This window comes from Rhodococcus sp. C26F (assembly GCF_053345925.1).
This window is the reverse complement of sequence record NZ_JBKFBA010000027.1, coordinates 1-23,169: the sequence shown is the minus strand read 5'-3', so window position 1 is coordinate 23,169 and position 23,169 is coordinate 1. Positions and strand designations below refer to the sequence as shown.

22 protein-coding genes are annotated in these 23,169 nt (G+C 64.5%); 12 read left to right on the top strand and 10 right to left on the bottom strand.

Translation table 11 applies throughout. The features are described from left to right. Positions 1–61: 61 nt before the first annotated feature. Genes ACLBYD_RS21810 through ACLBYD_RS21795 form a run of 4 tightly spaced genes read left to right on the top strand, consistent with a single transcriptional unit; the run spans position 62 to position 4,868 of the window. Positions 62–1,240: an acyl-CoA dehydrogenase family protein gene (locus tag ACLBYD_RS21810; protein WP_006551939.1), complete on the top strand. Its 1,179-nt coding sequence runs from the start codon at positions 62–64 to the stop codon at positions 1,238–1,240. Positions 1,241–1,274: 34 nt separating this feature from the next. After that, on the top strand, positions 1,275–2,198 hold the full coding sequence (locus ACLBYD_RS21805; RefSeq protein ID WP_447818082.1) for a VOC family protein: 924 nt from the start codon (positions 1,275–1,277) through the stop codon (positions 2,196–2,198). Between the two features lie 13 nt (positions 2,199–2,211). Next, complete coding sequence (hsaA, locus tag ACLBYD_RS21800; RefSeq protein WP_447818081.1) at positions 2,212–3,381, top strand: 3-hydroxy-9,10-secoandrosta-1,3,5(10)-triene-9,17-dione monooxygenase oxygenase subunit; 1,170 nt, start codon at positions 2,212–2,214, stop codon at positions 3,379–3,381. 20 nt (positions 3,382–3,401) lie between these two features. Beyond that, complete coding sequence (locus ACLBYD_RS21795; RefSeq protein ID WP_447818080.1) at positions 3,402–4,868, top strand: FAD-dependent oxidoreductase; 1,467 nt, start codon at positions 3,402–3,404, stop codon at positions 4,866–4,868. Between the two features lie 50 nt (positions 4,869–4,918). On the opposite strand, the gene ACLBYD_RS21790 is transcribed toward ACLBYD_RS21795, so the two are convergent. Continuing rightward, a complete protein-coding gene (locus ACLBYD_RS21790; RefSeq protein ID WP_447818079.1) occupies positions 4,919–5,434 on the bottom strand; it encodes a flavin reductase family protein in 516 nt (171 codons plus the stop codon). A gap of 247 nt (positions 5,435–5,681) precedes the next feature. Between ACLBYD_RS21790 and ACLBYD_RS21785 the strand changes: the two genes are divergently transcribed. Beyond that, the gene (locus tag ACLBYD_RS21785; RefSeq protein WP_447818078.1) at positions 5,682–6,287 is read left to right on the top strand and encodes a TetR family transcriptional regulator; all 606 of its coding nucleotides are present in this window, start codon (positions 5,682–5,684) and stop codon (positions 6,285–6,287) included. Positions 6,288–6,357: 70 nt separating this feature from the next. On the opposite strand, the gene ACLBYD_RS21780 is transcribed toward ACLBYD_RS21785, so the two are convergent. Genes ACLBYD_RS21780 through ACLBYD_RS21755 form a run of 6 tightly spaced genes read right to left on the bottom strand, consistent with a single transcriptional unit; the run spans position 6,358 to position 11,308 of the window. Further along, a complete protein-coding gene (locus tag ACLBYD_RS21780) occupies positions 6,358–7,488 on the bottom strand; it encodes an acyl-CoA dehydrogenase family protein (RefSeq protein WP_447818077.1) in 1,131 nt (376 codons plus the stop codon). Position 7,489: 1 nt separating this feature from the next. After that, the gene (locus ACLBYD_RS21775; RefSeq protein ID WP_447818076.1) at positions 7,490–8,722 is read right to left on the bottom strand and encodes an acyl-CoA dehydrogenase family protein; all 1,233 of its coding nucleotides are present in this window, start codon (positions 8,720–8,722) and stop codon (positions 7,490–7,492) included. 39 nt (positions 8,723–8,761) lie between these two features. Then, positions 8,762–9,946, bottom strand: a complete 1,185-nt coding sequence (locus ACLBYD_RS21770) for a lipid-transfer protein (RefSeq protein WP_447818075.1) — start codon at positions 9,944–9,946, stop codon at positions 8,762–8,764. Next, a complete protein-coding gene (locus tag ACLBYD_RS21765) occupies positions 9,943–10,353 on the bottom strand; it encodes an acyl dehydratase (protein ID WP_447818074.1) in 411 nt (136 codons plus the stop codon). The genes ACLBYD_RS21770 and ACLBYD_RS21765 overlap by 4 nt, the downstream gene beginning before the upstream one ends. Further along, positions 10,350–10,757, bottom strand: a complete 408-nt coding sequence (locus ACLBYD_RS21760) for a Zn-ribbon domain-containing OB-fold protein (RefSeq protein WP_241386749.1) — start codon at positions 10,755–10,757, stop codon at positions 10,350–10,352. Before ACLBYD_RS21760 ends, ACLBYD_RS21765 begins: the two co-directional genes overlap by 4 nt. Further along, positions 10,754–11,308 carry an FAS1-like dehydratase domain-containing protein gene (locus ACLBYD_RS21755; protein ID WP_024102933.1) on the bottom strand — a complete coding sequence of 185 codons (555 nt, stop codon included), beginning with the start codon at positions 11,306–11,308 and terminating at the stop codon, positions 10,754–10,756. Before ACLBYD_RS21755 ends, ACLBYD_RS21760 begins: the two co-directional genes overlap by 4 nt. Positions 11,309–11,502: 194 nt before the next feature. On the opposite strand from ACLBYD_RS21755, the gene ACLBYD_RS21750 reads away from it, so the two are divergent. The 7 genes from ACLBYD_RS21750 to ACLBYD_RS21720 all read left to right on the top strand — a co-directional run bounded on the left by ACLBYD_RS21750 (position 11,503) and on the right by ACLBYD_RS21720 (position 20,013). Next, complete coding sequence (locus tag ACLBYD_RS21750; protein ID WP_447818072.1) at positions 11,503–12,279, top strand: SDR family oxidoreductase; 777 nt, start codon at positions 11,503–11,505, stop codon at positions 12,277–12,279. Next, positions 12,276–13,190 carry an SDR family oxidoreductase gene (locus ACLBYD_RS21745; protein ID WP_447818071.1) on the top strand — a complete coding sequence of 305 codons (915 nt, stop codon included), beginning with the start codon at positions 12,276–12,278 and terminating at the stop codon, positions 13,188–13,190. The genes ACLBYD_RS21750 and ACLBYD_RS21745 overlap by 4 nt, the downstream gene beginning before the upstream one ends. A gap of 1,291 nt (positions 13,191–14,481) precedes the next feature. Next, positions 14,482–15,930: an ABC transporter substrate-binding protein gene (locus ACLBYD_RS21740; RefSeq protein ID WP_447818070.1), complete on the top strand. Its 1,449-nt coding sequence runs from the start codon at positions 14,482–14,484 to the stop codon at positions 15,928–15,930. A gap of 24 nt (positions 15,931–15,954) precedes the next feature. Next, entirely contained in the window at positions 15,955–17,079 is a 1,125-nt protein-coding gene (locus ACLBYD_RS21735; protein WP_447818069.1) for an ABC transporter permease, read from the top strand. 142 nt (positions 17,080–17,221) lie between these two features. Then, entirely contained in the window at positions 17,222–18,010 is a 789-nt protein-coding gene (locus ACLBYD_RS21730) for an ABC transporter permease (RefSeq protein ID WP_447818068.1), read from the top strand. A 27-nt stretch (positions 18,011–18,037) separates the two neighbouring features. Beyond that, positions 18,038–19,039: an ABC transporter ATP-binding protein gene (locus ACLBYD_RS21725; RefSeq protein ID WP_447818066.1), complete on the top strand. Its 1,002-nt coding sequence runs from the start codon at positions 18,038–18,040 to the stop codon at positions 19,037–19,039. Further along, positions 19,036–20,013, top strand: a complete 978-nt coding sequence (locus ACLBYD_RS21720) for an ABC transporter ATP-binding protein (protein ID WP_447818064.1) — start codon at positions 19,036–19,038, stop codon at positions 20,011–20,013. Before ACLBYD_RS21725 ends, ACLBYD_RS21720 begins: the two co-directional genes overlap by 4 nt. A gap of 5 nt (positions 20,014–20,018) precedes the next feature. Here the strand turns inward: ACLBYD_RS21720 and ACLBYD_RS21715 are convergent, their stop codons facing one another. The 3 genes from ACLBYD_RS21715 to ACLBYD_RS21705 are packed head-to-tail and all read right to left on the bottom strand — an operon-like array spanning position 20,019 to position 23,010. Further along, positions 20,019–20,903 carry an LLM class F420-dependent oxidoreductase gene (locus ACLBYD_RS21715; RefSeq protein ID WP_447818063.1) on the bottom strand — a complete coding sequence of 295 codons (885 nt, stop codon included), beginning with the start codon at positions 20,901–20,903 and terminating at the stop codon, positions 20,019–20,021. After that, positions 20,903–21,424, bottom strand: coding sequence for a nuclear transport factor 2 family protein (locus ACLBYD_RS21710; RefSeq protein WP_447818062.1), 522 nt, complete (start codon positions 21,422–21,424; stop codon positions 20,903–20,905). The genes ACLBYD_RS21715 and ACLBYD_RS21710 overlap by 1 nt, the downstream gene beginning before the upstream one ends. Next, a complete protein-coding gene (locus tag ACLBYD_RS21705; RefSeq protein ID WP_447818126.1) occupies positions 21,421–23,010 on the bottom strand; it encodes an AMP-binding protein in 1,590 nt (529 codons plus the stop codon). Before ACLBYD_RS21705 ends, ACLBYD_RS21710 begins: the two co-directional genes overlap by 4 nt. Positions 23,011–23,169: the final 159 nt, after the last annotated feature.

Here is a 23,169-nt window from a genome sequence, read left to right as displayed (position 1 = left end):
AACGGAACCGACGCTCACCACGCCGTATCGGGGGCGTCACCCTCACAGAGCTGGAGAGATCATGGGACAGGTGCTCGACTCCGTTTCGGAGTTCGCAGACGAGATCCGCGCGGACGGCGCCGAAGGCGACACCCTGATGCGGCTGACCGACCGCAGCGCGAAGAGGCTCCGCGACGCCGGTGTCATCCGCCTCCTGCAACCGAAGGAATTCGGGGGCCTCGAGGCGCACCCGCGCGAGTTCGCGGAGACCGCCATGGCCATCGGCGCCATGGACGGCGCGACAGGCTGGGTCAGCGGCATCGTCGGTGTCCACCCGTGGGAGATGGCCTTCTTCGACCCGAAGGCCCAGGAGGAGGTGTGGGGCGAGAACCCCGACACCTGGATCGCCTCCCCGTACGCACCGATGGGTGTGGCGACCCCCGTCGACGGCGGATACATCCTCAACGGCCGCTGGTCGTTCTCGTCGGGCACCGACCACTGCGACTGGGTGATGATCGGTGCGGCCGTGGGCGACAAGGACGGCAACCGCCTGAACCCGCCACAGAGCCTGCACGTGTTGCTGCCGCGGTCGGACTACCGGATCGACCACGACAGCTGGAACGTCGTCGGCCTGCGCGGCACGGGTTCGAAGGATCTCATCGTCGAGAACGCCTTCCTCCCCGAGTACCGGACCCTGCGCGCCGAGCGCGTCATGGGCGGGGTGGCGTGGCAGGACGCCGGACGCGACGAGACGCTCTACAAGTTCCCCTTCTCGTGCATCTTCCCGCTCGGCATCACCTCGTCGCTCATCGGCATCGCCGAGGGCGCGCTGAACTGCTACATCGAGTCCCAGCGCGAGCGGGTCACGGTGTCCGGCACCGCGATCAAGCAGGACCCGTACGTGCTGTCGAACCTCGGTGACGCCGCAGCGGAGATCGCCGCGTCGCGGGCCGCCCTGCTCGAAACCGTCGACCGCTTCTGGGATCTGACCGAGCGGGGCATCGAGGTCACCTTCGAGCAGCGTGCAATCGGACGCCGGACCCAGGTCGCCGCGGCATGGCGGGCTGTGCGCGCCGTCGACGAGATCTTCTCGCGGGCCGGCGGCGGCGCGCTGCAGCTGAGCAATCCGCTGCAGCGCTTCTGGCGCGACGCGCACGCCGGTCTGAGCCACGCCATCCACGTCCCCGGTTCGATCTTCCACGCCGCGACGCTCACCCAGCTCGGCGAAGAGCCGCAGGGCATGATGCGGTCGATGATCTGACATCACATCCATTACGGCGAAGGAACATTCGGATATGACGGATATTCGGGGCCTGGGTTATCTCAGGATCCAGACCACAGACATCGCACGATGGCGCGAACTCGTCGTCGACGGACTCGGCATGGCGATCGGTACCGGCCCGGAACCCGACGGCCTGTACCTGCGTGTCGACGAGCGGCGGGCACGCCTGATCGTGCTGCCCGGTGAGGTCGACAAGGCACTCGCCGTGGGCTGGGAGGTGCGCGACGAGTTCGCGCTGCGTAGCGTGCGCGAAGCGGTCGAGAAGGCCGGCATCGCCGTCGAGGTCCTCTCCGAGGAGGAGTCGACCTATCGCGACGCCGAGCAGGTCATCGCATTCGACGATCCGGGCGGCACCCGCACCGAGGTGTTCTTCGGTCCGGTGCTCGACCACAGCCCCCTCGTGACGCCGTTCGCCGGTGTCTTCCACACCGGTGAGGAGGGACTCGGCCACGTCGTCCTGCCCACCGCCGCGTTCGCGGAGTCCTACGAGTTCTACACCGAGGTACTCGGATTCCTGCCGCGCGGAGCGACGCGGCTCGGTGGCCTGTCGGCACCGCCGCCCGTGCGACGCGTGCGGTTCCTGGGCATCAACCGCCGCCACCACAGCCTCGCGTTGTGCCCGGCTCCCCCCACCGCCGAACCCGGTCTCGTGCACCTGATGCTCGAGGTCGAGACGCTCGACGCGGTCGGTCAGGCCCTGGACCGGGTGAACAAGTTGGGCTTCTCGATCTCGTCGACCCTGGGCCGGCACACCAACGACAAGATGGTCTCTTTCTACGTCCGGGCTCCCGGAGGCTGGGACATCGAGTTCGGTACCGAGGGCATGCTCGTCGACGAGACCTTCTACACCGCGGAGGAGATCACGGCCGACAGCTACTGGGGTCACGACTGGTCGGGTTCCGAGCCCCTCGCGGCGTTCTCGCCGCCGGCAGGCTGACCTCGTCCGTCCGATGGCCGCCGACGACGTCCTGGATGCGGTCCGGAGCCTGATCCCCGGAATCGCCGCTCGCGCAGCGGATACCGACAGGCTCGGCCGCGTCCCCGACGAGACGGTCCGAGAACTCGTCGCCGCCGGTGTGTTCCGCATGCTGCAGCCACGCCGGTACGGCGGGTTCGAGACCGAACCGGCACGCTTCTTCGAGGTCGTGCGGACGATCTCGGCGGCCTGCGGTTCGACGGGGTGGATCGCGTCCGTCGTCGGCGTCCACCCCTGGCACCTGGCCCTGTTCGACGACCGGGCGCAGCGCGAGGTCTGGGGCGAGGACGATTCGACGCTCGTCTCGTCGGCGTACGCCCCCGTGGGTCGTCTGATCCCCGTCGGCGACGGTTACCGCTTGTCGGGGACGTGGATGTTCTCGTCCGGTTGCCGGTTCGCGTCGTGGGCGTTGCTCGGTGCGGTGGTGGTCGGATCGGAGGGCAGGCCGGTCGATTTCGTCACGGTGCTCGTGCAACGCAGCGACTACACGATCCGTGACGTCTGGAACGTCGTGGGGATGCGCGGGACGAGCAGCGACGAGATCGTCGTCGACGACGTCTTCGTGCCCGACCACCGTGTGAAGAGCAACTACGAGACGTCGCAACTGCGAGGGCCGGGCCGGAAGGTGAACACCGGTCCGCTCTACCGGCTTCCGTTCGCCGCGCTGTTCACCACGAGCGTCGCCGTCCCCGTCGTCGGCGTCGTCGCGGGATGCTACGAGGAGTATCTGTCCTCGATGCGCGAACGGGTGCGGCTGAGCCTGGGCGGGGGACGGTTCGTGGACGATCCCTTCGCGCAGGTCGCCGTGGGGCGCGCCGCGTCGGACATCGACGCCGCGACACTGCAACTCGACCGCAACATCCGTGAACTGTGGGAGCTGGCGAAGGCGGGCAGGCAGATCCCGATGCAGCTGCGACTGCGCACCCGGCGGGATCAGGTACGCGCCACCGAGCGTGCGATCGAGGCGATCGATCTGCTGTTCAAGACCGCCGGCGGGACGTCATTGTTCCTCGGTGGTGTCGTCGAACGAGCGTGGCGCGACGCGCATGCCGGCAGCGTCCACGTCGCGAACGAACCGGAGCGGGCCTATGCGCTGTACGGACGGGACGCGTTCGGCCTCCCGGTCGAGGACAACCTCATCTGATTTCGAGAACAAGGAGCCCCATGAGCAATTCTCCCGTCCGCCCTGTGTCCATCCGGGACATCGGAATCTGGGACCTCGAATCCGACGTTGTCATAGCCGGTTTCGGCATCGCCGGTGTCTCCGCCGCGATCGGTGCCGCCGAGAGCGGCGCGGACGTGCTGGTGCTCGAACGCACCGGGGGCGGTGGGGGAGCGGCGGCGTTGTCGGGCGGCATCGTCTACCTCGGTGGTGGCACGCGACTGCAGAAGGCCTGCGGATTCGACGACACCCCCGAGAACATGAAGACCTTCCTCGCCGCGGCTCTCGGTCCGGGTGTCGACGAGGCCAAACTCGACGTCTACTGTGAGGGCAGCGTCGACCACTTCGACTGGCTCGAAGCGTGCGGGGTGCCCTACAAGGAAGGTTTCTGGTCGCAGCCCGGCTGGGAGTGCCCGGAGGACGACTCGCTGATGTTCAGTGGGGGTGAGAACGCCGCCCCCTTCTCCTCGCTCGTCGACCCGGCGCCGCGTGGTCACCTCGCCCGGGTGCCGATGCCGCGCACCGGCGATCAGGGTGCCGGCCACGTGCTCATGACCACTCTCATCGCCAAGGCCGCCGACCTCGGCGTGCGCGTCGAGTCCGACATCCGCGTCCAGCGTCTCGTCGTCGACGACACCGGACGGGTCGTCGGGATCGTCGCCCAGCGCTTCGGCGACACCCTCGCGGTGAAAGCGCGTCGCGGCGTGGTCCTGGCCACCGGATCGTTCGCCTACAACGACGAGATGATGCAGGCCTACGCGCCTCGGCTGTACCAGCGCCCCGCGGCCACGGTCGAGGAGCACGACGGTCGTGGCATCCTCATGGCACAGGCGCTGGGTGCGCGTCTGGCGCACATGGACGCGTGCGAGGTCGCCTTCTTCTGCGATCCCCAACTGATCGCGCGCGGCATCCTCGTCAACGGTCGCGGTCAGCGTTACGTCGCCGAGGACACCTATCCCGGCCGCGTCGGTCAGCTCACCATGTACCAGAACGACAACCAGGCGTTCCTCGTCCTCGACGAACAGGCCTACGAGGAGGGGATGGCGACGCCGAGTTCGAGTCCGCAGCTGCGGCACCGGCCCACCTGGGTGTGTGAGGCTGTCGCCGAACTCGAATCCGAGATGGGACTGCCCGCGGGAGCCCTGACCGCGACGGTGGAGCTGTACAACGAGCACGCCGAGCAGGGGACGGATCCGGTACTCGGGAAGAAGCCCGAGTGGGTGCGGCCGATCGGTTCCCCGATCGCGGCGATCGACCTGCGGAACATGACCGGTGGTTTCACCCTGGGCGGGCTGCAGACCTCGGTCCACTCGGAGGTCCTGCACGTCGACGGGGAACCGATCCCCGGTCTGTACGCCGCGGGTCGCTGCACGTCGGGCCTGTCGGCGTGGGGTTACTGCAGCGGCATCTCCCTCGGTGACGGGAGCTTCTTCGGGCGGCGGGCCGGCATCCGCGCAGCCGCCTCGTAGACGACGGGATGTGCGTGCGGTGCCCGTCCACCGCACGCACACCTTCCCCGTCAGCGTCCGAGATCGAACCCGCCGCGGTAGAACACCATCGGACCGTCGTCGGCGAGGCACTCGAGTTCGGCGACCCGGCCGATGACGACGTCGTGATCACCCGCGACGTGCACGTCCTCCACCGATGCGTGCACCCGCAGCAGGACATCCGGCAGCGACGGAGTGTCCCAGCGAGACAATTCCCAGTGGAGACCGTCGAACTTCGGGCCGCGGCTCGACCCGAAACGCGCGCACAGATCGCTCTGGTCGGCACCGAGCACGTTGACGGTGAACCGGCCGGCGCGGCGGATCCGCGGCCAAGCGCGCCCGCGGTGATCCGCGCAGAACAACACGAGGGGCGGTTCGAGCGAGACCGACGCGAACGACTGGCACGCGAAGCCGGTAGGCCCGTCCTCGTCGAGACCGGTCACGACGGTGACGCCGCTCGCGAACCGCCCCATGGCACGTCGCATCTCGTCGGGGCCCGGCAGTTCGATCCTGTGGTCGGTGTCGCGGGTCGGTATCCGGGTCTGCATGTGGCTCACTCCGATTCGATCGTGGAGGTCGACTCCGACCGTCCTTCTCCGGCTCCGACGTTATGGCCCGAGAAGGTCGGGACGGACCGGCTTCTCGCTCAGTGGACGCTCGGATCCGATGCCGTCCCAGCACGACGTCCGGTGCCCGTGCTCCCACCGTTCGGGACCGTGGGCGATCCGCGATGCGACAATCTGCCGGGCGGTTCGGTGCAGAATCGACGGGTCGTCATTGTGGAAAGGGGGACCGGTGCCCAGAATCGGTAAGGCGCGGGACGGAGCCGAGCCGACCTCGGTCGAACAACGGCGACGACATGTGCGGATCCTCGAGGCCGCAGCGCAGCTGGGGTCCGAGCACGAATTGGCCCGCGTGCAGATGACCGAGGTGGCGAAGAACGCCGGGGTCGCGATCGGCACCCTGTACCGATACTTTCCGTCGAAGACGCACCTGTTCGTGGCGTTGCTGCTCCACCGGCTCGAGCTCGGCGCCGACCGGTTGCCCGAGCGGAAACCGGGGACGAGTGCGCGCGAGGCGATCACCGAGACGCTCGTCGAGATGACCCGCCGGTTCGTCGACCGACCGCGCCTGGCCTCCGCGATGTTGCTGTCCAACAGCACCGCCCCGGCCTCGGTGGTGCCGGACTCCACCGAGGTGAGGCGGACGTTCCACCGGATCCTTTTCGAGAGGGCAGGCCTCGACGAGCCGACAGAGGAGGATCGCAACGCCGTGCGGCTGTTGTCGATGTTGTGGTCCGGACTGCTGGTGACCTATCTCAACGGCGGAGCGACCCTCGAGGAGACCGAGGCCGATGTGCGGAGCAGCTGCGACCTGCTGCTCGCGCACCTGTCGGAGTAGGGCACCGGAAACGACGCGAGTCCCCCTCCGCGGTCTGCGGAGAAGGACTCACGTCATCGGTGCGAGAAGGCTATCCGGCCGCACCGATCGGGGGTGCGGTGTCCAGGACGTCCCCGAGGGCGGCTGCCGTCGCGTCGGCGCCGCCGAAGGTGAACGCAAGCTGCCGTCCCCACAGGAAGTAGCGGTGGATGGGGTAGTCGATGTCGGCGCCGATGCCGCCGTGCAGGTGCTGGCCGGTCAAGCCCACTCGCACACCGCCGCGGGACGCCCACCACTTGGCGACCAGGGCCGCGGAGTCGGCTTCGTCCTCGCGTCCGACGTCGATCAACCACGCGGCCTTCCGCACCGTGAGTCGGATCGCTTCGGTGTCGAGGTAGGCATCGGCCGCGCGCAATGCGACAGCCTGATTCGTCGACAGCGGGCGGCCGAACTGCACGCGCTCGGAGGTGTACTTGGCGGTCGCCCGCAGCGTCTCCTCGCACACCCCGAGCTGAACGGCTGCCAGAGCGATGCGGATACGACGACGGGTCCAGGCCGCGATCTCCTCGCCGTCGCCGGGCAGGACGTCCTCGGCTCCGATGTGCACGTCCGTGAAACGCACCGCCGCTTCGGCGCCGCGTCCGGTCACAGCGACCGGGACGGTCTCGACACCGGTCGCATCCACCGGTGCGACCACCACGGCGACCGAGTCGTCGTCGCACCGCACCGGGACGACGACGCCGGCGACGATGGGCGCCCACGGAACGGACGGGATCTCGCCGCTGATGACGAGATCGTCACCCTTGCGGATCGCTGTCACGGTGGGGCTCGCGCCCGGAGTGTCGTCGAACGCGCCGGTCAGGACGACGGAACCGTCGATGAGCTTGGGAACGTAACGCTCGACCTGGGTTTCCGTGCCGAACTGTGCGAGCGGAAGAGCCGCACCTGCCATGGTGGACCACACCGGCACGGGGGCGACGCGACGGCCTTGCTGCTGCAGGATCGTCGTGAGCCCGAGCATGCCCATGCCGGCGCCGCCGACGGACTCGGGTAGAGCAAGTCCGAGGAGGCCGGCGTCGGCGAGTGCCTGCCACAGCGGGGCGTCGAAACCGCCCTCGTTGCGCTCCACCTCGACCACACGCTCGACCTTGGCCAGCGAACCGAAGACCTGCGACGCGAGGTCTTCGACCGCGATCAGGTCGTCATCGAGTTCGAATTCCATGTCAGCTCCTCGTCTCGGCCGGCGTCTTCACCGCAGCCTGTGCCGTCGCGTCGGGGCGCCTGCGGGCGCCCAGGGTCATTCCGAGGGTCTTCGCCGCCACGATCTCGCGCATCACCTCGTTGCTGCCACCACCGAAGGTGTTGTTCTGCGCGCGTCGGCCGAGCGCTTCGACGCGGCCCTCGATCACCGCGCCGCGGCTACCGGGACGCAGCAGACCACGGGCGCCGAGCACCTCCTGCAACATTCCGTACGCGGCGACGACGCCTTCGGTTCCGAACACCTTCGCGGCGGCGGAGTCGCCACCGTCGAGGGTGTTGGCCGCGATGTCCGACACCAGGCGCAGGTTCACGAGGTCGGCGGCCGACAGCAGCGCGTAGACCTCCGCGAGCGTCGAACGCACCCACGGGACGTCGAACAGCACGCCGGGGCCGAAGGGCTCCTGCTTCGCCCAGGCGAGAACCTCGTCGTACATCTCGTTGGCGATGCCCCCGCGGGCGGCCAGCGCGACACGCTCGTGGTTGAGCTGGCTCGTGATCAGGGTCCAACCGCCGTTGAGTTCGCCGACGACGTTGCTCAGCGGGACGCGGATGTCCTCGTAGTAGGTCACCGCCGTGCTGATACCGCCGACCGTCTGGATCTCGGTGGCGGAGAAACCCGGCGACGAGGTCGGCACGAGCACGACCGAGATCCCCTTGTGGCGGGGCGCATCCGGATCGGTGCGCACGGCGAGCCAGATCCAGTCGGCGAAGATGGCCGAACTGGTGAACAGCTTGTTGCCGTCGATGACCAGTTCGTCGCCGTCGATACGCGCCCGTGTCTGAAGTGCGGCGAGGTCGGTGCCGGCGCCGGGCTCGGTGTATCCGATCGCGAACTTCAGTTCACCCGTGAGGATCTTGGGAAGGAAGAAGTCCTTCTGTTCCTGCGTGCCGTACTTCATCAGTGCCGGCGCAACGGTGTTGAGGGTGACCAGCGAGACCGGTGCGCCCGCACGGATCGTCTCGTCGTAGAAGGCGTAGAGCGCCTCGGGGTCCTCCCCGCGTCCGCCGTACTCCTCGGGCCATCCCAGGCCGAGCCAGCCGTCGGTGCCCATCTGCCGGTAGATCTTGTCGAAGACCGGTCCACCCTCGGTCTGGTCGACCAGGGCACGTCGATCGTCGTCGTCGATGACGCGGGCGAAGTACTCCCGCAGTTCGGTGCGCAGCCGCCGTGACTTGTCGGACAGCTCGGGATGCATGTGGTCTCCTGAGAGGTGGTCGGGGCCCGGGTTGCGGGCCTAACGGTCGGCCGAGAGAACGATCGCGCTGTGCGGCACCGGCGATCCGCCCGTGACGAGCACGTTGTCGAGTGTCTTCGTCGGCTGGTTCACGGAGGTGCCGCGGATGAGCCGGACGCCTTCGGCGATGCCGTTGACGCCGTGGATGTAGCCCTCGCCGAGCTGACCGCCGTGGGTGTTGATCGGGAGCCGCCCCTCCACTTCGAGGTTGCCGTCGGCGATGAAATCCTTGGCCTCACCGCGCCCGCAGAAGCCGTACTCCTCGAGCTGGAGCAGGACCATGGGGGTGAACGCGTCGTACAGGATCGCGGCGTCGATACCCTCGGGACCGAAGCCGGCCTGAGCCCACATCTGCCGGGCGACGAGTTCGACCTCGGGCATCGCGTCGATGTCCTCGCGGTAGTAGCTGCTCATCGAGATCTGCTGAGGGCCGACGCCCTGCGCCGCGGCGGTGATTATCGCCGGAGGATGCGGAAGATCTCGCGCGCGTTCGGCACTCACGATGACCAGTGCCTGGCCGCCGTCGCTCTCCTGGCAGCAGTCCAGCAGGCGCAGCGGGTCGGCGAGCATCCGGGAGTTCTGGTGGTCGTCGATGGTGATGGGGCGCTCGTAGAACCAGGCCTTGGGATTGTTCGCCGCATGCTTGCGCGAGAGCACCGAGATCTGCCCGAAGTCCGCGCTGGTCGCCCCGTACTTGTGCATGTAGGTGCGCGCCAGGAAGGCCTCTTGCTGAGCAGGAGTGAGCAGACCGTAGGGGTTGATCCAGTTCCGGTATTCCTGGTCGGTGTTGGAGTTGTATGCGAAAGGCGGCGGGCCGGCACCGAACCGGTGGCCCGAGCGCTCGTTGAAGGCGCGGTAGACGACCACGACGTCGGCGACACCGCTCGAGACGGCCAGTGCGGCCTGCTGCACGGGCGCGCAGGCACCGCCGCCGCCGTGAGGGATCCGGCTGAAGAACTTCAGTTCCGGGATGCCCAGCGCGCGGGCGACGGCGATCTCGGGGTTGGTCTCCATGGTGAACAGCGCGAAGCCGTCGACCTCTTCGACACCGATCTGTGCGTCCTCGAGAGCGGCGAGGACCGACTCGCATGCGAGTTGCCATTCGCTGCGGCCGGAGTTCTTGGAGAACTCGGTGGCTCCGATGCCGGCGATGGCGGCGGCTCCGGAGAAGCCCTTGACGGTCATCGTGTCTTCCTCTCGTAGGGCTCCACCACGACCTCGGCAGTGACGTGGACGCCTCTGCTGTTGCGGCCCTGCACCTTCAGGGTGACGGCTGCGCCGTCGACGGCGGTCACCTCACCGTTCATGTGCATGGGGTCGCCGGGGAAGCAGGGCACGCCCAGGCGCAGCGACGCGCGGCGTACACGCGCCGACGGCCCGGTCCAGTCGGTGACGTACCGGTCGACGAAACCGTTCGTGGCGTTGATGCTCATGAAGACGTCCGGTGTGCCGCGACCGAGTGCGGCGTCCGGGTCGTGGTGCACGTCCTCGAAATCCTGCGAGGCGATCGCGGTAGCCACGATGGTGGTGCGATCCATAGGCAGGACGAGTTCGGGAAGTTCCTGTCCGACAGTGCATTCGGCGAGGTTCATGCTTCTCCTCCGGGCTTGCGCAGCTGAGGCAGGATCTCGCCGTGTGCGTGCTCGGCGAATCCCACCTCGAGTTCCATGCCGATCTCGAGGGTGTCGTGGTCGACGCCCGCGATGTCGGCGACGATGCGGATCCCCTCGTCGAGGTCGATCAGTCCGACGGCGAGCGGGTACTCGAAGGCCGGATCCTGCGGGTGGTGAATGACCGTCCAGCTGTGAAGCGTTCCGCGCCGTGAGGATTCGACGGTCTTCCATTCGAACGAGCGGCACGCGGGGCATGCCGGACCCGGAGGATGGCGCAGAGTGCCGCACTCGCTGCACTGCTGGATCTCGAGTCGGCCCTCACGGACGGCGTCGAACCAGAACTGGTTGTCCTGGGTGATGGTGAGCCGGGGGACGGCGGTCATCGCGTCTCCTTGTCGGTGTTCGGGTTGAACCGGAGCATCCGGAAGCGTTCCTCGGCGACGACTTCGCCGTTCTGGTCCTCGTAGCGCTTGTACAGCGTGAAGAATCGGCCGTCGCCGAGACCTGTTCGCTTGACCTCGGATACGGACTCGATCGTGTAGTGGGCGGTGATGTGGTCGCCCGGGACGAGTTCGCGGTGGTAGTCCTGCTCGACGTTCGTCGCGACGACGGAGGTGAAACCCTCCCGATCGAGGTCGGCGAGCATCCGGGAGTATGCGAAGTCCTCCACGACGCCCTCGGCGCGCTTGCGCTGCACGTCACGCCAGCGGCGGTAGCCGGCCATGATCCAGGTGGAGATCATAGCGGGCGGGCACACGACGGAGTCGCGTCCGGTCTCGCGCGCGGCCTCGGCGTCGACGTAGATCGGGTTGAAGTCGTCGTGGGCCTCGACCCAGTTGCGGATCATGGCGTCGTTGACGGCGTACCGGGCCACGCGGGGTGGTTCGGCCACCTGCCCGACGTACTTCTCGTAATCCTGCTCGACGGTCTGCATGGCCCAGTCACTCCTCTTCGACGCGCGCGTTCGTCGTCACGCTAAGTGGGGCCGACAAGCAAGTTCCCCTGATTCCCACTGAGCAGGAGCAGTGACGGGGTGAGGGGGAGCCGGTACCAAACCAAGCGATTGCTTGGTAAGTTGTCGACGTGAGACCCGCGCATCCCGCGGGGTGAACGACGTGGAGGCAGCGAATGGATCTGGGACTCGACGGCGCGGTCGTGCTCGTCACCGGGGGAATACGGGGAGTCGGTGCAGGCATCACCAGGGTGTTCCTGCGTGCCGGTGCGACCGTCGTGACGTGCGCTCGCAACGAGCCCGAACAGCCTCTCGAGGTGGACGGGCGGAACGCGGAGTTCCTGACGTGCGACGTCCGCGACGCCGATCAGGTCGCCGCGCTGATCGAGACCATCGTCGACCGCCACGGCCGGCTCGACGCCGTGGTGAACAATGCCGGCGGGTCGCCGTACGCGCTGGCGGCCGATGCCAGCCCGAAGTTCCACGCCAAGATCGTGGAACTGAATCTGCTGTCCCCGCTGCTGGTCGCGCAGGCCGCCAACGCGGTGATGCAGAAGCAGGACACCGGCGGCTCGATCGTCAACATCTCGAGCGTGAGCGGGTCGCGCCCATCGCCGGGCACCGCGGCCTACGGTGCGGCCAAGGCGGGCGTCGACAGCCTCGCCCAGTCTCTCGCCGTCGAGTGGGCCCCGAAGGTACGGGTGAACTCGGTGGTGGTCGGCCTGGTCGAAACCGAACAGTCGCACCTGTTCTACGGAGACAAGGCCGGCGTCGCCGCAGTCGGCGAGACCGTTCCGCTGGGACGGCTGGCCCAGCCCGAAGATATCGGCCACTGCGCCGCATTCCTGGCCTCTCCGCTGTCGGCCTACGTCAGCGGATCGACATTGACCGTCCACGGCGGCGGTGAACGCCCTGCCTACATGGCAGCGGCCGAAACGAAGGAGACGAAGTGAGTGGACTGCTGGACGGGCGCGTCGTCATCGTGACCGGCGCCGGGCGAGGACTGGGTCGCGCCCACGCCCTCGCCTTCGCCGCGGAGGGTGCGAAGGTCGTCGTCAACGACATCGGTGTCGGCAGTGACGGAACCGCCACGGGGGAGAGCCCCGGTGAGCTGGTCGTCGAGGAGATCCGTGCGGCCGGGGGAGAGGCCGTCGTCAACGGTGACGACGTCGCCGACTGGGCCGGTGCCGAGAACCTCGTCAGGACCGCCCTCGACAACTTCGGCCGGCTCGACGTGCTCGTCAACAACGCCGGATTCCTGCGCGACCGCATGCTCGCCAACATGAGCGAGGAGGAGTGGGACGCCGTCATCCGCGTGCACCTCAAGGGGCACTTCGCGCCGATGCGTCACGCCATGACCTACTGGCGCGCCGAGTCCAAGGCCGGCAACCCGGTCGACGCCCGCATCATCAACACGAGCTCGGGTGCCGGCCTGATGGGCAGCATCGGCCAGGGCAACTACGCCGCCGCCAAGGCCGGTATCGCGACGCTCACGATCCAGGCCGCAGCCGAATTCGGCCGCTACGGGGTGACCGTCAACGCGATCGCGCCCTCGGCACGCACCCGCATGACCGTCGGGGCCGGTGGCGCGATGGCCGAGATGATGGCCGCACCCGAAGAGGGTTTCGACGCCATGGCGCCGGAGAACGTCTCGCCGCTGGTCGTGTGGCTCGGCAGTGCCGAAGCGAAGGACGTGACCGGTCGCGTGTTCGAGGCCGAGGGCGGCAAGGTGTCGCTGGCCGACGGATGGCGCCACGGTGAGGCGATCGACAAGGGCGATCGCTGGGATCCGAAGGAACTCGGTCCCGTCGTCGAGAAGCTGATCGCAGCGTCGCAGCCGCCGACGCCGGTCTACGGAACGTAGTTAATCCGGGATCCGCCGAGGCGGACGGTGCGAATCCCACGGAGGATTCACTACCACAGGGCTGTACGAGAGGCAGCGCCCAGCTCCGCCGGTTGATGCCGAGTTCGAAAACCATGTGGATGGCGATCCGTGATCGATGCCTCCCTCAGTCCTCCCCCAAAGTGCGCACGAAGGCTCCTGTGCGGTACACCTCGAGTTCGATGGCGTGGTCACAAACGTGACCGGGCGTCGTAGTCGCTCCGCTTCCGGCTGTCCCCGGTTTGTGTCGATGGCGACGTCATCCGGAAGACCCAGAAAACGGAACGCTCGATTACCGTTTCGGAACCCCTGGCCTGTCGGCAGTACCGTTGCGTGCCTGCGTCTTGTAGTGGCAGAACAGTACGGGCCTCGATAAGGTCACTTTACTGACAGTAGTCACTGTCAAATGGTCGGCCGTCTCCGAGCGAGCTGCGCAATGCCTCGCTCGGCCCTGAGGAAAGAAGTCTGTCCGAGGAAGTCGTTCTTGAAGTCCGCTCCGAGGGGAGGGGCATAACCACCCCTCAGCGCTGTGTAGGCGAGACGCCGATCGTCCTGGGCTGACACGTACCCAATGACAGCGTCGTAACCCGTTCGGTGAGACAGGTATGACAAGCGCCCAGTCAACCCCGGCATTGCTCATTCGCCGGCGTGCGTATCGGAGATGTGTACCTCGTTGCCCTCCTTCCGCGGGAGCGTTTCAGGGTGACCATCACCCACGGGCGAACATCCTGAGACTATCCTGTATTTAACCAAGCGCATGCTCAAATTGGCAACTTGATCGGCCGTGCTGCCAGCACACGTCCGGCGAGCAGTGCGTGCTGGCGTGGGTTACCGGGGAGTGCCCGTCAGCGAGTCATCGCTCGAGGTCGAGTCACGCTGAACGTCACGAGAACTCGCAATCTTGACATCAGTGACTTAGGTCATAATATGGTCGAGCAAGTGCACGCTCAGTAACTATTTCATCCGGGGCCAAGAATCCCGCACATCCCTAGGGACAACTCGTCCCGGCCACCAGCCACGACTGACCAGGTCTGAACACATGACACGTCGTTGGGCATAGAGCCGGGGAGTGACGGCGGTCAGCGGAGGAATCCGTGCGGTCGTAGGCCGTACTCGAACACAAGGAGAACATGCATGAGACTCCGAAAGTCGGTTGTTGTGGCGGTTGCAGCCATGCTCGGGACGGTCGCGGGGTGTGCCAGTGCAGGCGGAAGCAGCACGGAAGTGGCCGACGGTACGTGTACAACCGACAGGATCGGGGGGTCTGTCACTCATGCAACGCTTCTGGCTCCGCGTGGACTCGATCCGGTCGGTCAGCCCGGTGCCGCAGGAAGCGGGGGCACTGAGATCCAGGGCGTTGTTCGACACGCTGGTCACGTATAACGTCGAATCGCAGTCCTATGAACCGCACGTGGCCGAGTCTCTTTCGCCCAATGATGATTTCAGCGTCTGGACAGTCACTCTGCGTGACGGGGTCCGATACGGCAACGGTGACCCGCTCAGTGCCGAGGACGTCAAGCAGAGTGTGGAAAGACATCAGTCGCCGCAGAACACTCAAGTCTCGAGGGGAGAGGCGCAAACCATTGTCTCCATGGAGGTTCTCGATCCTCTGACCGTACAGTTCACCCTTGACGGTCCATATCCGGACTTTCCGCACGTCCTGGCGACGGACATCGGCATGGTGACGAATCCGCGCGTAGTGGCTGAACTCGGTGCCGAACAGTTCGCTCTGAATCCGCAGGGCGCCGGCGTCGGACCGTACGAACTCATCAAGTACGCGCCGGGCGAGGAGATCGTGATGTCTGCCAAGGCAGACTATTGGGGCGGGCCGGTCTGCATCGAGACGCTTCGGTTCATCAGTATCCAAGGTGCCGAATCGACTCTGGATGCGCTCAGGACAGGTGAAGTGGACGTGGCATTGCTACGTGAGCCGCCGGCGATTGCCCAAGCACGCGAAGAAGGGTTCGGTACGTTGCCCACGCTGTACAACTACGGTGAAGGTGTCGTGATGAACTCTGCGCCCGGACGGCCGACTTCGGACAACCGATTGCGTAGGGCGATTGTTGCTGCGATCGACCCGGATGCGATCAACGCGCGAGTCTTCAACGGGACGGCGCTTGCAACCTCGGCACTCATCCACGAGAACACACCGGGTCTTTATTCGGGTGTACAAGGGCCGGCGTACGACCCGGAACTGGCCAGGAAGTTGGTCGTAGAGGCAAAGGAATCGGGATGGGATGGCTCCCTTCGTCTCCTGGCAGACAACAGTCCCATTCGAATCAACGAAGCGATCGCTGTCGAAGCGGTTCTCGAAAGCGTGGGATTCGACGTCGAACTCGACACCGACAAGTCCCTGACCGAGGTTCTCGGCACGGTTGCGTCGGACAGGGACTACGACTTGGTCATATGGGGTCCGAACTACACGGACGAGGGCATGTGGGCGTTGATGAACCGGCAGTTGAACAGCCAGAGTATGTCGAACTACTACGGATACTCGGACACACGAATGGACGAAGCACTGGCCGACCTACGAACTGCTTCTTCGGTGGATGAGAAGAAGGAGATCGTCGCCCAGATGCAGCAGATCTTCGACGAGTCTCCCGTGATCGCCAATATCGCAGCGTATGAGGAGGACAACATCCACTCGATCCAGATCGGCGGGTTGCTCGTGACCAGAGGGAGTGTCCTTCGCTACGACAAGGCGTTCGTTGCAGGGGCCTGATCAAATGAGGGAAAAGGATACGCGATGACAACACGCAGAATCGCTGCTGTATTCGGTCGTGTCGTTCCAGTCCTCGTGCTCGTGAGCCTTGCAACGGCCTTCCTCGTGGAATTGGTACCGGGCGATCCAGCAGTAGCGGTAGTGGGTGCGGAAGGAACGCCGGAGCAATACGCAGCTGTCCGCGAGGAACTCGGACTCGACAAACCGTGGCTGGTTCGGTATCTCGACTGGCTGGGAGGTCTCCGGCACGGAGATTTGGGGCACACCCTCGTACCGCCGATCCAGGATGTAACAGAGCTCATCGCCAATCGATTGCCGGTGACGTTGGAGATTGCGGTCTTGTCTGTGGCTGTAGCCCTGGCAATCTCACTTCCGGTCGGTACGTGGTCGGCTTACCGCTATGATCGCGCTTTCGACAAAGTCGCGTCCACGATCTCGTTCGGCCTGATCTCCGTTCCGAGCTTTCTACTTGCGCTCATTGTCATCTACGTGGTGGTCTTCAGGCCGGACACAGTCAGGATCTCGATCGCGGCGGCAGCGGTTCTGTCCGCAGCCGTCTTTTTGGTCGCAGCGCTGCGCAGCGCCGAGTCGAGGACGGCACGTGAGCGTAGAAACATGGTGCTGATCGCGATCGGGATCCTGGTTGTAGGCCTAATTCTGGTCTCACTTTTTCCACAGTTCCCACGCCAGGGCTTCGTGCGTATCGGCGACGGCACGCTCGTCGAGAACCTCCGTACTGTCGCTCTGCCGGTACTCGTGCTCGGATTGACCGAGAGCGCGCAACTCACACGCGTCCTTCGAAGTGACATGGTGACCACCTTGAACGAGGATTTCGTCCTGGCCGCCCGCGCGCAAGGCATGCCGCGTCGTCACATCCTGGTGAAACAAGCCTTGCGACCGTCGACGTTCTCATTGGTGACCATTGCGGGTATCAGCTTCGGACGACTCCTCGGAGGAACGGTGATCGTGGAAACGATCTTCCGTCTGCCCGGTATGGGCACCTTGATAGTCGAAAGCGTGTCGAAAAAGGAATTCATGGTTCTGCAAGCCGCCGTGTTGACGGTGGCGGCGCTCTATGTGCTTGTGAATGCCCTGGTCGATCTTTCCTATCTCTACCTTGATCCGAGGACTCGTCATGTCAGTGTCTGAACAGGTCGAAGAACCAGTCGACGGTGGTTCCGTCGCAGCTGCGGAAGGTCGCTCCTCGTCACCGACGGCGCGCGCCGGGCGCGGCCGATACCGCGGTGCGAAGAGCGCGCGAGCTCTCGGTCTTTGGCTCAGTATCGTTTGGATGACCGTCGAGCTGGTCGCCGTCCTCGTCGTCGACTTCCTGCCGCTATCAGAGGGCCGCAATCCATCGGCGACACTGTCTGCACCGATCCTGGCCTCTCCGGACCTTTTCTCCGCGCACCCGTTCGGCACGGATCGGCAAGGCCTGGACATCCTCAGCGGAGTAATATACGGGGCCCGCACATCGCTGATCGTAGGGTTCGGTGCGGTGTTGATCGGAGTCATTGTCGGGGGAAGCCTCGGACTACTCGCGGGGTATCACCGGCGAAGGGTCGATGCGATCTTGAACTTCCTCAACGATTCGCTTCTGGCTTTTCCACCGTTGATTCTGTTGCTTGCGCTGTCATCTGTGGTTCAGCCGAGCGTACGGAATGTCACCTTGACGTTAGGCGTTCTGGCAGTCCCTACGTTCTTTCGGTTGGCCCGTGCCAATACGATGTCGTACTCACAGAGGAACTTCGTCATGGCAGCGAAGGCGCTGGGCGCAGGGTCCCCTCGTATCCTCGCGCGCGAGCTCCTGCCCAACGTCGTCGCCTCGACTGTTGCCTATGCTTTCGTCGTGGTTGCGGTGCTGATCGTCGCGGAGTCGTCGCTCAGCTTCCTGGGGCTGAGCATCCAACGTCCCGAACCTACTTGGGGAAACATGATCGCAGCGGGCCAGACCGAGCTGTCGAATCATCCCCACTTGGTTTTCGTGCCAGGCGCAGTTCTCTTCTTCACCGTGCTGGCCTTGAACCAGATAGGTGATTGGGCACAACAGAAGTGGGATCCTCGGCCACGTAAGCACTAGGCATCTCGACAAGCGAAGAGAGCTACCATGCACAATCCGCTTTTGGAAGTTCGAAATCTGACCACGACGTTCGATACGCCACGGGGGCCATCGAGTGTGGTGGACGGGGTGTCATTCATGGTCGATCGAGGCCGTTCACACGGAATTGTGGGCGAATCCGGTTCGGGCAAGTCCGTACTCGTTCGAACGATCATGAACCTGCTGCCCCGCAATGCTTCTGTGGGATCCGGCTCGAGTGTGTATTTCGACGGTCGAGATCTCGCGACTCTCACTCCAGTGGAGAAGAAGCACTTCTGGGGGCCACGGATCGCCATGGTGTTCCAGGATCCGATGACGGCGCTGAATCCTGTACGGAAGATCGGGGCCCAAATCGCTGATCCGCAACGGTTTCACCTCGGCCTGAGCAAGCGTGACGCGTGGCGTAGGGCGGCGGATCTGTTGGAACAGGTCGGTCTTTCCGATCCCGAACGGCGCCTCCATCAGTACCCACACGAGCTGTCGGGGGGAATGCGACAACGTGTGATGATTGCGATGGCGATCGGATGTAAGCCTGATCTTCTGATAGCGGACGAGCCGACTACCGCCCTTGATGTGACGGTGCAACGCCAGATACTCGAGCTGCTCGACGAACTTCGCCGCGAGCGGGGGATGGGGTTGATTCTCATCACCCATGATCTCGGCGTCGTTGCCGAACATGCCGATGAGGTATCGGTCATGTACTCGGGGCGAATCGTCGAATCGGCCTCGACTCGCTCCCTGTTCGGGGGAATGAGGCACCGATACACGTCCGCCCTGTTTCGATCGACTCCCCGGGTGGATGCCGTGCCGCACGCCCGACTGTTCTCGATCAGTGGTCGTCCGCCGGACCCACTGTCCCTACCGCCAGGATGCCGTTTTGCACCGCGGTGCTCGCACGCGACAGACGACTGTCTTCGAGAGCCTGATTTTCGCCCCAGCGGCGAAACCCATCGCTATGCCTGTCATAACCCGGTGGACGGTACGGACATAAAGGAAGGAATCTTCCGGTGACCACGTTTGTGAAATCCGATCGAGCCGCCGACGAGGTCGTGCTCGACGTCAAAGATCTCGAAGTGGCGTTCCCCGACGGGCGTGGAGGATCAACGACCGTTGTGGCCGGCGTGAGTTTTCGAGTCCACCGAGGTGAGACACTCGGTATCGTCGGTGAATCCGGATGCGGAAAGTCGACTACGGCAAAAGCGGTGCTCCAGTTGGCCCCTTCCACTGCAGGTACGGTGCAATTCGCTGGACAGGATCTGTCTTCAATGTCGCCACGAGAGCTCAGAAGGGTGCGCCGCAAACTCCAAGTGGTACTCCAGGACCCGATCTCGGCGTTGAATCCCCGCCGGAAGGTCCGGGACATCATCGGGGAAGGCCTGTCCATCTGGCGAGTGCCCGATGCGGCAGCACGGGTGCGGCGAGCCATGGAATCGGTAGGTCTCGACGTGGAGATCGTAGGCGAGCGTCTGCCTGGCGAGTTCTCGGGAGGTCAGTGTCAACGGATCAGTATCGCGCGTGCCCTGGCGATGGAACCTGAGGTGCTCATCTGCGATGAACCGGTGTCGGCCCTCGACGTGTCCGTGCAGGCACAAATCGTGAACCTGCTCGAGGATCTCAAAGAGCAGTATCACCTGACCATGCTCTTCGTCTCGCACGACCTGAGTGTCGTTCGTGTCATCAGTGACCGAGTGATGGTTATGTACCTCGGAAAGGTGTGCGAGATCGGTCCGACCATGGATCTGTTCGATACGCCGCTGCACCCCTACACGAGGACCTTGCTCGATGCGGTGCCTGTGCCGGATCCGCATGTCGATCAGCGGAAGCCTCTCCCGGTAGGAGAAGTCCCGTCGATTCTGGCCCCACCGTCAGGTTGCCGTTTTCGAACTCGATGCTCCCGTGCGCGAGAGATTTGTGCGGCGGCAGAGCCTCCGATGATTGAGGTAGCAACTAGCCGGTCCGTAGCGTGCCACTTTCCGTTGACGTGAGTACGTCAACGCAGACAGTCGAGCAGATGCGCGAGTGCTTTCACCGTCGCAAGTGTCGTGCCGTGGTCAGCGGTAGGTAGCCAGAAAACGACCCGATCGATCCCGATGGACCGATACCGGTTGAGTGCTGCGGGATGGGGACAGGCGTTGAACAGCGTCACCGGCAGTACGCCGCGTCCTGCATCCTTGGCCAGGACCCGTAACTCACCTATCCGGTGTGCAAGTGAGTCTTCGAAGTCTTCTGGTTCTCCGGACAGGTCGTCGTCGACTTGCTTCGTGCCGTCACGGAACGGCATCCATCCGTCACCGTAGGCGACTACACGTCGAAGAATGCTCGGGCCGTTGCCGCCGATCAGCACCGGTGGCCGCGGCTGCTGCACAGGTTTGGGCCAGGACCACAAGGAATCGAAGTTGACGAGCTTGCCGTGGAAGGACGCCTCGTCGTGGTTCCAAATCGCAGTCATTGCTTCGATTCGTTCGCGGAACAGTCCGAACCGATTGGCCGGGTCCGCCCCGTGGTTGCGCATTTCCTGGTCGTTCCAGCCCGCGCCGGCACCGAGGATCACTCGGCCGGATGACAATTGATCGATGGATGCGATCTGCTTGGCAAGAATGATCGGATCGCGTTCTGTGATGAGACAGATCGCTGTACCGACCTTGATGGTGGATGTCGCCCGGGCGGCATCGGTCATCGCTACGATTGGATCCAGGACCGTCCGGTAGTACTCCGGCACGTCATGGCCCGAATAATCGGAAGATGTGTCTCCGACCGGGACATGTGTGTGATCCGGGAAGAACACCGACTCGAAGCCATGTTCTTCGGCCATAGCGGCCAGATCGGCGGGGGTGATGGACTCTGCGGATGTGAACATCTGGACGCCGGCGAACATCAGACGAGGTCCCACCGTTGCGGTGCCGCATTCGGGTTGACTTGCATCGGGTGGGTGAGGTGATGGGACATGTCACCGAAAAGATCGTTTCCGACACGGCGTTCGCTGAAGTACCAAACGCCTTCGTCTTTGACGAACCGATCGAGGTAGTCGCCGGCTGTGATGGGCACGAGCGGGACGTCGGTGGGGTTCTGGACGACGAGGATGTAGGAATGAGCGCGAGCGATTCCGACACCGTCGGGTTCGATGGATACATTGGTCGCGATGTGGTGGGTACGAGGCGTACCGTTCGGATACATGCGGACATAGCTCTCCCAGAGCCTTGAGACAGCCGTACCGTCGTTGCGCACCGCGAGTTCTCCTCCGATGTACACATCGGCGCGATCGAACAGCGCGCCCATTTCGTCGAATTGTCCCGAATCGATAAGATACGCGTAGCGGTGGATCAGTTTCTGGATAGCGATGTAGTCGGCTAGGGCAAAATCCGATGTTTCGTTCTTAGTGCCGGCGCTCGAGGTCATCGCACTCGGACTCCCAGCTCACTGGTGTGCTGCTCGAGTCGCGCCTTGTCGATCTTTCCGTTTGCGGTGGTGGGAAGCGCGTCCAGTAGGAACATTCGTCGTGGTGCCTTGTAGTTCGACATGTTCTCGCGTGCCCATGCGATGAGCTCTTCCTCCGTGGGTGTCGCACCGGGTTTAGGAACTACATATGCCCAAACCACTTCACCGAGTGTGTTATCGGGCACGCCGATGGCGGCGGCTTGTGCGAGATCGGCGTGGTGGAGTAGGAGGCTCTCGATCTCTGCGGGATATGCATTGAACCCGCCGACGATGAGCATCTCCTTCGTGCGTCCCACGATACGAAGGTTTCCGTCAGCATCGAATGAGCCGACATCGCCTGTGCGGAACCAACCTCCTCGAGCAAACGCATCTGCTGTCAGCTGTGGAGCGTCCCAGTAACCCTTCATCACACCGTATCCACGGATCTGGATCTCACCCCGTTCACCGGTTGGCACTACATTTTCGTCCGCGTCGACGAGGCGGACTTCCATTCCTGATACGACACGACCGGCAGATGCTGCAACGACTTCCGGAGGATCTCCTGCTCGTGTCATGGTCACGACGGATCCCTCGATCAATCCGTATGCGTTGGTGACACGTTCGAAACCGAGGCGATCTTGCATGGACACCACCAACTCGTCGGGGACGCTGGCGGCGCCGACAACGGCCCATCGAAGCGAGGAGATGTCGCGTTCTGTCAGCGTAGGGTCCGAGAGGATCTTGGCGAAAAGATTCGGTGGGCCGGCAAGCACAGTGAGCTGTAGCTCTTCGACCATATCGAGTGCCTTGTCAGGATCGAAGACCGCGATTGGAACGATCGTTGCCAGCCGTTCGACACAGGCGATGATTCCGGCGTTGATTCCGAATCCGTGTGCAAAGGGGCTGACAACCGGGAGTCGGTCTCCGGCTCCGAGCCCACAGATCTCTGCCCAGTCCCAGTACGCGCGAAGGATCTGATTGCCGCACAACGTCACGCCTTTGGGTTGCCCCGTGGTTCCGGAGGTCATCAAGATCTCGAAGATGTCTTCAGGGTCCACGGCGAGCGCGCGTGCTTCGGCGACGTCCAGGTCGACGGTGCGGTGCAGATCCAAGAAGTCGTCCCAGGTGAATGCTCCCGGAAGTGACGGGCGTCCGCTCAAGAGAACCACAGTGCTCAGGTGGGGGAGCCGGGAGAATGGAACCCCGTTTCCGGGCTCGCCTGCGGCAGTGGACAACTGTCCTAAATAGTCGGTGCCGAGAAAGCTGTCTGTCATCACCAGTGCGCGACATCCAGTACGCTCGAGAACTTCCGTCGTCTCGATGCCTTTTGCTCGGGTACTCAATGGAACGATGATCGCCCCACAGTCCCAGATGCCGAAGGCTGCGGCTACCCACTGCCAGCAGTTCGGTGCCCACACGGCAACCCGGTCGCCGGACTCGATACCGCGAGAGATGAGCGCGCGGGCAATCTTCGAAGCCTGCGTGCGCAGTTCTGCAAGGTCGAGGACGTGCTCGCCATCAATGACGGCCACATGGTCGGGATCCTGGTACGCGCGCCGACGGAGCATCTGCGGGAGGGTTCCCCATTCGGGAAAAACGGTCATGAGTTACGCCCTTCGTAAACAAGCAATCGCTTGGTTAAGAAAGTAGCGCCTCTCGGTCGAGAGCTCAAGGTTTCAGTAACACCCTAGGGACCACCTGGAGAAACGGCGACGCCGCACAACCAC